Annotated in this window: 11 protein-coding genes; 7 read left to right on the forward strand and 4 right to left on the reverse strand. The window is 66.3% G+C overall.

From position 1 onward, the window contains the following. Window positions 1-179: 179 nt before the first annotated feature. The 4 genes from ACOZHM_RS20580 to ACOZHM_RS20595 form a co-directional block, all read right to left on the reverse strand. Complete coding sequence (locus ACOZHM_RS20580) at window positions 180-419, reverse strand: SlyX family protein (RefSeq protein ID WP_421571209.1); 240 nt, start codon at window positions 417-419, stop codon at window positions 180-182. Beyond that, window positions 412-1761, reverse strand: a complete 1350-nt coding sequence (locus tag ACOZHM_RS20585) for a UDP-glucose dehydrogenase family protein (RefSeq protein WP_421571210.1) — start codon at window positions 1759-1761, stop codon at window positions 412-414. Before ACOZHM_RS20585 ends, ACOZHM_RS20580 begins: the two co-directional genes overlap by 8 nt. A gap of 23 nt (window positions 1762-1784) precedes the next feature. Next, window positions 1785-2765 carry an FKBP-type peptidyl-prolyl cis-trans isomerase N-terminal domain-containing protein gene (locus ACOZHM_RS20590; RefSeq protein WP_421571211.1) on the reverse strand — a complete coding sequence of 327 codons (981 nt, stop codon included), beginning with the start codon at window positions 2763-2765 and terminating at the stop codon, window positions 1785-1787. A gap of 84 nt (window positions 2766-2849) precedes the next feature. Next, entirely contained in the window at window positions 2850-3458 is a 609-nt protein-coding gene (locus tag ACOZHM_RS20595) for a glutathione peroxidase (protein ID WP_421571212.1), read from the reverse strand. A 290-nt stretch (window positions 3459-3748) separates the two neighbouring features. Between ACOZHM_RS20595 and ACOZHM_RS20600 the strand changes: the two genes are divergently transcribed. From ACOZHM_RS20600 to ACOZHM_RS20630, 7 genes are all read left to right on the forward strand, one after another. Beyond that, window positions 3749-4000: a hypothetical protein gene (locus tag ACOZHM_RS20600; protein WP_421571213.1), complete on the forward strand. Its 252-nt coding sequence runs from the start codon at window positions 3749-3751 to the stop codon at window positions 3998-4000. A gap of 2 nt (window positions 4001-4002) precedes the next feature. Next, the gene (locus ACOZHM_RS20605; protein ID WP_019185943.1) at window positions 4003-4365 is read left to right on the forward strand and encodes a GntR family transcriptional regulator; all 363 of its coding nucleotides are present in this window, start codon (window positions 4003-4005) and stop codon (window positions 4363-4365) included. Further along, window positions 4362-5237 (forward strand): ABC transporter ATP-binding protein, encoded by an 876-nt coding sequence (locus ACOZHM_RS20610; protein WP_421571214.1) that lies wholly within the window; start codon window positions 4362-4364, stop codon window positions 5235-5237. The genes ACOZHM_RS20605 and ACOZHM_RS20610 overlap by 4 nt, the downstream gene beginning before the upstream one ends. Then, window positions 5234-6262, forward strand: a complete 1029-nt coding sequence (locus ACOZHM_RS20615; protein ID WP_421571215.1) for a hypothetical protein — start codon at window positions 5234-5236, stop codon at window positions 6260-6262. The genes ACOZHM_RS20610 and ACOZHM_RS20615 overlap by 4 nt, the downstream gene beginning before the upstream one ends. A gap of 25 nt (window positions 6263-6287) precedes the next feature. Then, window positions 6288-7175 carry a DUF4097 family beta strand repeat-containing protein gene (locus ACOZHM_RS20620; RefSeq protein WP_421571216.1) on the forward strand — a complete coding sequence of 296 codons (888 nt, stop codon included), beginning with the start codon at window positions 6288-6290 and terminating at the stop codon, window positions 7173-7175. A 17-nt stretch (window positions 7176-7192) separates the two neighbouring features. Next, entirely contained in the window at window positions 7193-7780 is a 588-nt protein-coding gene (locus ACOZHM_RS20625) for a DUF2884 family protein (RefSeq protein ID WP_421571217.1), read from the forward strand. 91 nt (window positions 7781-7871) lie between these two features. Then, entirely contained in the window at window positions 7872-8297 is a 426-nt protein-coding gene (locus ACOZHM_RS20630) for a hypothetical protein (RefSeq protein WP_421571218.1), read from the forward strand. Window positions 8298-8505: the final 208 nt, after the last annotated feature.

Raw genomic sequence — 8505 nt, forward strand, 5'->3', positions numbered from 1 at the left:
GGCCGTCGCGCGGCGCACGGGCGCCCTCGCCGGCCTTGGCCGGTGGGCGGGCGCCGTGCGGCTTGTTCGGGGGCCGGCCGTCACGGCGGGCGTCGGGGGTGCGTTCGGGCTTGGGCGCGGCTTTGAAGCCCAGGCCCAGCAGCTGGTCGCGGAGGGTATCGCTCATGGCGTCAGATCGATCAGTAGTGCGGGGGCGGCGGTTCTTCGCCCGAATCGGAATACAGCGCGTTGCGGACCTTGCCCAGGTCCTCCAGCAGCAGGCGGGTCAGGTCCGCGTTGCGGGTGCCCTCGATGCGGGCATCGGCGAGGGCTTCGCTCAGCTCGGCCAGTGCCTGTTCCTGGAAGGACACGCGCATTTCCAGTTCGATCAGGCGCGCTTCCAGCGCCTGCTCACGCGCGGAGGGAGTAGACTCATGCATGCAGCGAACGTCCCCGGCCAATGCCGTAATAGGCCAGGCCCGCGGCTTCGATCTCCTGCGGGTCATACAGATTGCGGCCGTCGAACACCACCGCGTCTTTCAGGGTTTCGCGCAGGCGGACGAAATCCGGGCTGCGGAACTGCTTCCACTCGGTGACCACGACCAGCGCGTCGGCGCCATCCAGCGCGTCGTAGGCGTTGTCGCAGAACACCAGGTCATCGCGCTCGCCGAAGATGCGGCGGGCCTCGTCGGTGGCTTCCGGGTCGTAGGCGCGCACGCGCGCGCCGCCTTCCCATAGCTGCGCCAGCAGGCGCCGGCTGGAGGCCTCGCGCATGTCGTCGGTATTGGGCTTGAAGGCCAGGCCCCACACCGCAAAGGTGCGACCACGCACGCCTTCATCTTCGCCACGGTCGTAGTGGCGCTGGATCAGCTGGAACAGGTGGCCCTTCTGCGCATCGTTGACCGCTTCCACCGCGTTGAGCAGCTTCGGCTCGTGCCCATACTGCTGGGCGGTGCGCGCCAGCGCCTGCACATCCTTGGGGAAACACGAGCCACCGTAGCCGGCACCGGGATAGATGAAGTGCCAGCCGATACGCGGGTCCGAGCCGATGCCCTGGCGAACCTGCTCGATGTCGGCACCGACCTTCTCGGCGATGTTGGCGATTTCGTTCATGAACGAAATCTTGGTCGCCAGCATGGCGTTGGCGGCGTACTTGGTCAGCTCCGCCGAGCGCACGTCCATCTCCACCACGCGGTCGTGGTTGCGATTGAACGGTGCGTACAGGCGGCGCATGAGCGCCACCGACTCGGCGTTGGCGGCACCGATCACGATGCGGTCGGGCCGCATGCAATCCGCCACCGCGTCGCCTTCCTTGAGGAATTCGGGGTTGGAGACCACGTCGAACGCGATCGCCTCGCCACGCGCGGCCAGCACCTCGGCAATGGCCGCGCGGACTTTGTCGGCCGTGCCTACCGGCACGGTCGACTTGTTCACCACCACGGTCGGTACGGTCATGTACTGGCCAATGGTGCGGGCCACGGCCAGCACGTACTGCAGGTCGGCACTGCCGTCCTCGTCCGGTGGCGTGCCCACGGCGATGAAGATCACCTGGCCATGCGTGACCGCCGAGGCGGCGTCGGTGGTGAAGGCCAGCCGCGACGCGGCATGGTTGGCCTTGACCATCGGCTCCAGCCCCGGCTCGTAGATCGGGATGACGCCACGGTTCAGGCCGTCGACCTTGGCCTGGTCGATATCGACGCAGACCACCTGGTGGCCGACATCGGCCAGGCAGGTACCCGTGACCAGACCGACGTAGCCGGTACCGAAAATCGAAACACGCATGTCCGTGGTGACTCCAGTTCCGATTACGGAAGAACGTTCAGCAGTTCAACGTCGAAGGTCAGCGTCGCGTTCGGGCCGATCGGGCCGCCCTGCGTGCCCTGCTCGCCGTAGGCCAGCTCGCCCGGGATCCAGAAGCGGTACTTGGAACCGACCGGCATCAGCGAGACGCCTTCGGTCCAGCCCTTGATCACCTGGTCCAGGCCGAACTCGACCGGCTGGCCGCGCTGGTAGCTGCTGTCGAAGACGGTGCCGTCGAGCAGCTTGCCTTCGTAATTCACGCGCACCTTGCTGGTCGGCATCGGGCGTTCGCCCGAACCCGGACGCAGCACCTGGTACTGCAGGCCCGACGCGGTGGTGACCACGCCCGGCACGGTCTTGTTCTTGGCAAGGAAGGCGTTGCCTTCGGTGCGGTTGGTACCCGCTGCAGCGGCGGCCTTGGCCTGCGCCTGCGCCTGCTGGGCGGCCATGAAGCCTTCCAGCGTGGACTTGGCCTGATCGGGCGTCATCTTCAGCGTGCCCTTGTTGAACGAGGTGCTGATCGCGTCGAACAGCGCATCCAGGTCCAGATCATCCTTCAGCTGTGCCAGCGACGGGCCCACGGCGTAGCTGCCCAGCATCAGGCCGACCTTTTCACGGTCCACCTTCGGTGCGGGGGTGCCCGGCGCCATGCCGGGAACCGGCTGGCCGCTCTTGACCATCATGGCCTGGCGCAGCGCCTGGTCGGTCTTCTGGGCTTCGTCCTGGCTGATCAGCGGCTGCTTGCCTTCGAAGGCATTGGTCACGCCGCGACGCAGGGCCGCCAGGTCGATCTCGCTGGAGATCGGGGCGAACGAGTTGGCCACATCGATGCCGATGGCGTAGCCGAGCTTTTCACGCTGGGAGGTCAAAACGGAGGTCTCCTTGGCAGCCGCGCCTGCGGCCGGTTGTTGCGACATCGCGGTACCAGTGGCACCCATCGCCAGAATCAGAACCGACGCCGCGGCGCCGCGCATTCCCATCTTCATTTGCTGCTTTCCTGGAAGTGACTGGACGCCGACGTCGGCGCGAAAGCGTTCATTGTCGCACGCACGTGCGAGATGTCGAGGATGTCAGCGCTTTGCAGGCGCTACGGACAGCTCACGTTCGATCGCGGCCACCAGTGCCGGGTCGTCCGGGGTGATCTTGCTGGGGAACTGCGCCACCACCCGGCCGTCGCGCGCCAGCAGGTACTTGTGGAAGTTCCAGCCCGGCTGCACGCCGGTGGCGGCGGCCAGGCGCTGATATAGAGGTGTCGCCTCCGGCCCGGTGACCTGCACCTTCTGGAACATCGGGAACTTGACGCCATAGGTCAGCGTGCAGAATTCCTGGATCTGGTCCTCGCTGCCCGGCTCCTGGCCCTTGAAGTCGTTGGACGGGAAGCCCAGCACCGAGAACCCGCGCGCCTTGTACTTCTGCTGCAGCGCCTCCAGCCCCTCGTACTGCGGGGTGAAGCCACACTTGCTGGCCGTGTTGACCACCAGCAGCACCTTGCCGCCGTACTGCTTCTGCAGGTTGACCTCGGTCTTGCCGGCCAGCGGCCGGTAGTTGAGGTCGAGCAGGCCGGCGGCCTGGGCTCCGCCGCTGCACAGCAGCCCGACCAGCAGCAGCCCACTGCCCCAGCGACGGGCGCGGGCCTGCGCTGCGTGGAACGGGGACGGCACGGAAGGGGTGTGGGACATCGCGGAACTCCGGAAAGAGAAGGGGAAAACCCTGCAAAGCAGGCACCGACGGAATATATCACCGGGCGTTTTCGGCCTGCGTGACGCACGCGGCCATCACGCGACTGAATGGACGCTCACCGCACCTGCTGCAGTGCAGCGCCGCATATTCCATATATATCAATTACTTAAGTTACCCATTCAGATCTTGTCACACCCCTGCCATGAGTTGGGGTGTGTCGGGTATTGCACTTGGGCGTGCCGGTGTTATAGTTGCATACAACACCAGTCACCTGATGCAGGGGAAGCCCATGAACCGCATGCGCCACCACTCCGCCAAAGCCCTCACCGCCGCGTCCGCGCTGCTGGTGCTCGGCTGGTTCAGCATCCCCGCCGGTGACCGTGGCAGCGACACCGCCACCGGTGCGTTGGAAGGCCCGCAGGACGCAGGCGTCATCAAGGCAGGGACCGCCGACGGCGCCCCCACGCCTCCCCGCCGGCTGCACAGCTCCCTGTCCATGCCTTACTTCTCATTCGCACAGTCGCTGAATCCACGGAGCTGACCATGAGCGATATCCAATGGAGCGATGGTGCTCCGATCTACCGTCAGCTGAAAGAACGCGTGATTGCCATGATGCTTGACGGCATCATCAAGCCCGGCGACGCGCTGCCTTCGGTTCGACAGGTGGCCGCCGAGTACCAGCTCAACCCCATCACCGTGTCGCGCGCTTACCAGGAACTGGCCGACGAAGGCCTGGTGGAGAAGCGCCGCGGGCTGGGCATGTTCATGACCGAAGAAGCGGCCACGCAGCTGCGCAGCAGCGAGCGCGACCGGTTCCTCAATGAAGAATGGCCACTGGTCCTGGAGCGCATCCAGCGCCTGGGCCTGAACCTCGACGAATTGCTGCCCCAGGGGAAATCCTCATGAATGCCGTTGCAAGTGATGTCGTCATTTCCGCCCGAGGCCTGCGCAAGGCCTACAAGCAGACCCTCGCGCTGGACAACACCAGCTTCACCCTCGCCCCGGGCCGGATCACCGGCCTGATCGGCCCCAACGGCGCCGGCAAGACCACGCTGCTGAAGGCGCTGCTCGGCCTGACCCAGGTGGAAGGCGAACTGAGCGTGCTCGGGCTCGACCCGACCGTACAGCGCAACGCCTTGATGAACGAGGTGTGCTTCATCGCCGACGTGGCCGTGCTGCCGCGCTGGATGAAGGTGCGCGAGGCGATCGACTTCGTTGCCGGGGTCCACCCGCGCTTCGACCGCGCCCGCTGCGAGCGCTTCCTGGCCAGCACCAAGCTGCAGCCCAAGCAGCGCGTGCGGGAACTGTCCAAGGGCATGATCGTGCAGCTGCACCTGGCGCTGGTGATGGCCATCGACGCCAAGGTGCTGGTGCTGGACGAACCGACCCTGGGCCTGGACATCCTGTACCGCAAGGAGTTCTACCAGCGCCTGCTGGAAGACTATTTCGACGAGCAGAAGACGATCATCGTCACCACCCACCAGGTGGAAGAGATCGAACACATCCTCACCGATGTGATGTTCATCCGCGACGGCCGCATCGTGCTGACCGCCGACATGGACGAGGTCGGCGAGCGCTATACCGAAGTGCTGGTCTCGGCCGACACCGTGGACGCGGCGCGCGCGCTCAAGCCGATCGACGAACGCGGCCTGCCGTTCGGCAAGACCGTGATGCTCTTTGACGGGGTGCCACGCGCCCAGCTCACACCGCTTGGCGAACTCCGCAGCCCGGGGCTGGCGGATCTGTTCGTGGCCATCATGAAGGGAACCTACGCATGAACACCGTCAACCACCCCATCAGCAAGGCCAGCACGTTCAAGTGGCTGCTCAAGCGCGAGTACTGGGAAAACCGCGGTGGTTTCCTGTGGGCGCCGCTGATCGCCGGCGGCATTTCGCTGGTGATGAGCCTGATCGGCATCCTGCTGGGCCTGTGGGCCCTGCGCCGGGCAGCCGAGAGCGGCGGCCTGCATATCGACAACACCAACATCAACGTCAACGGCCTGGACCTCAAGGTGCTCACCGAGCAGCTGGACGCCAAGGGCATCGCCGACCTCGGCAACACGCTGGACGCCACCCTGGTGCTCAGCTCGCTGTGGCCGTTCGTGGTGCTGGCCTTCGTGGTGTTCTTCTACTGCCTGGGCGCACTGTATGACGACCGCCGCGACCGCAGCATCCTGTTCTGGAAGTCGCTGCCGCTGTCGGACACCCAGACAGTGCTGTCCAAGGCATTGAGTGCGCTGCTGGTGGCGCCGGTGATCGCGGTGATCGCCTCGGTGCTGACCATGTTCGGCTTCATGCTGGTGCTTTCGGTGGTGGTGCTGGTGCACGGCGGCAACCCGATGACCCTGATCTGGGGGCCGGCCAGCCCGCTGAACTTCGTGGTCAGTCACCTGTCGTGGCTGCCGGTGTTCCTGCTGTGGGCCCTGCCGACCGTGGGCTGGCTGCTGATGTGGTCGGCCTGGGCCAAGTCCAAGCCGTTCCTGTGGGCGGTGATGCTGCCGCTGTTCGCCGGCATCATCGTCAGCACCACCAACGTCATGAAGCTGTTCGACATGACCAGCGGCTGGTTCTGGCAGCACATCGTCGGCCGCCTGCTGCTGGGCACGCTGCCGGGCAGCGACCTGTTCTACCGCACCGAACAACTGCAGGCGGTAATGCGCGACAGCGACAACGTGGCCGCGGCCCTGTCCCCGTCGAGCCAGCTGGCCGCACTGCAGCTGCCCGAGCTGTGGATCGGCGCCGCCGCCGGCGCGGTGTTCATCTTCATCGCCATCCGCCTGCGCCGCCGCGCTGGCGAAATCTGATCCCGCCCTTGTCGAGGAACCGCCCATGATCCGCACGATCGCCCTTGCTTCCCTGCTGTTGCTGCCGCTGACCGCACTGGCCGATGAGCCGCAGTGCAAGTTCAACGCCCCGCGCGACCTGAAACTCGACGTGGCCGGCGCCAAGGCGGTGGTGTTCGAGGTCAACCAGCACGACCTGGTGCTGCAGGCCGGCCCGGGCGCCGCCCAGCTCAGCGGCCGCGCCTGCGCCTCCAATGCCGACTGGCTGCGCGATCTGACCGTGACCCAGCAGAAGGTGGGCGACAAGCTGGTGGTGCGCCTGCAGCGTGAGAACCAGGGCCTGCGCTTCAACATGAGCGGCGACACCTACGCCTACCTGGACCTGCGCGGCACCATCCCGGACAACGTGCTGGTGCAGATGAAGGTCGGCTCGGGCGACGCGGGCGTGACCGGTGCGCATTCGCTCAGCGCGGACGTGGGCTCGGGCGACATCAAGCTGCGCGACATCAAGGGCCTGGTCACCGCAGCCATCGGTTCGGGCGACGTGGAGCTGGACGGTGCCGGTGCGCTGAACCTGCTGTCGGTGGGCTCGGGCGATTTCACCGGCCGCAACCTGCGCGGCAACGCCACGGTCGGCACGATCGGCTCGGGCGACCTGACCCTGGACGGGGTGGCCGGCAATGTGGACATCAAGACGGTCGGTTCGGGCGACGTCGACCTGCGCCAGGTCAAGGGCAATGTCAGCCTGGGCAACATCGGCTCGGGCGATGTTGAAGCGCGTGATGTCGGCGGCAGCGTCAAGGTCGAGCGTCACGGGTCGGGCGACGTGACCGTGCGCGGTGTCGGCGGCGATCTGACGGTGGCCAACAGCGGCAGCGGCGATATCAACCACAGCAACGTGCGTGGCCGCGTGCAGCTGCCGCGCGGCAAGTAACCCAAGGGAATCTGACGATGAACATTCGACTGTTGGTGCCCACCCTGCTGCTGTGCCTGCCGCTGGCGGCCTGCGGCAACGCTGATTCCGGCAAAACCCCGCCTGCCACCGGCAAGCCGGTGGTGGATGCGGACTCGATCGGCAAGAAGGTCCAGGACGCCACGGACAAGGCGCGGACGGAAATCGCGCAGGGCAATATCAGTATCTCCAACGGCGAGTCCAACAAGGCCGAGATCACGCCGCAGGGCGACCTGCTGATCAACGGCACGGCAGTCACCATCGACGCACAGCAGCGTGCGCTGCTGCTGGACTACCGCAAGCAGGTGGAAGCCCTGGCCGGCGCGGGCATGGACATCGGCGTGGCCGGTGCCAACCTGGGCGTGAAGGCGGCCGGTGAGGCGCTGCGCGGGGTGTTCTCGGGCGACACGCAGGGGATCGAGGAACGGGTGAACGCCGAAGCCGCCAAGATCGAGGCCAGCGCCAAGCAGCTGTGCAACCTGCTGCCGACGATGATGGCCAAGCAGCAGGCCCTCGCCGCCGCGCTACCGGCGTTCAAGCCGTACGCGACGATGGACCAGGGCGACATCGACGACTGCCACAGCTGAGCCAGCGCCACCTGCGACGTTCGGTCGCAGCTGGGCCGCCTGCACAGGGGAGGACTACACTAGTCCTCCCCTTTTTCATTCTTCGCCCACCATGAAGAAGCTGTGCCTGCTGCTGTTCGCCCTGTTCTGTCTTGCCGCCACGGGCTGCGACCAGGAATACCGCAACCACCGTGCCGAGCGCGGCAAGCCCAAGATCACCGTCAGCGATGGGATGGTGACGGTGCGCCGCGCACCGGCGCCGAACATCATCGTGCTGCCCAACGGCCACATGAAGATCGACGAGATCGAAATCCCGCTCGACGCCGACCAGCAGGCCCTGCTCCAGCAGATGTTCGGCAAGCTGCAGGTGCTCCGCCAGAACACGCTCACCGACGCCCCCCACGACCCGGACAAGCGCGCGGTCAAGATCCAGGTCCCACCCGGCATGCAGCCGATCCCGCCGGACCTGACCACGCGCATCCCGCAGTTCAAGGATTACACCGAGACCTTCGACAACCTGATGGCCGACCGGCGTTAACACCGGACCCGCGCGATGGCGGACCGCCGCTAACGCCGGACCTGCGCAACATTGGTAGAGCCGGGCCCTGCCCGGCTGCTTCATGCATCCGTGCGAACAGCTGCAGGCGGCAGGGGTTCTCCGGTTTGGGCTGGCGCGGGTGGGTTTGCGGGGGACGCCGCAAGTACATCCCTGTAGGCTCAGTCGCCGCATCCATGCGGCTCATGCC

It is taken from the genome of Stenotrophomonas sp. PD6 (assembly GCF_049199305.1).
Taxonomy (GTDB): Bacteria; Pseudomonadota; Gammaproteobacteria; order Xanthomonadales; family Xanthomonadaceae; genus Stenotrophomonas.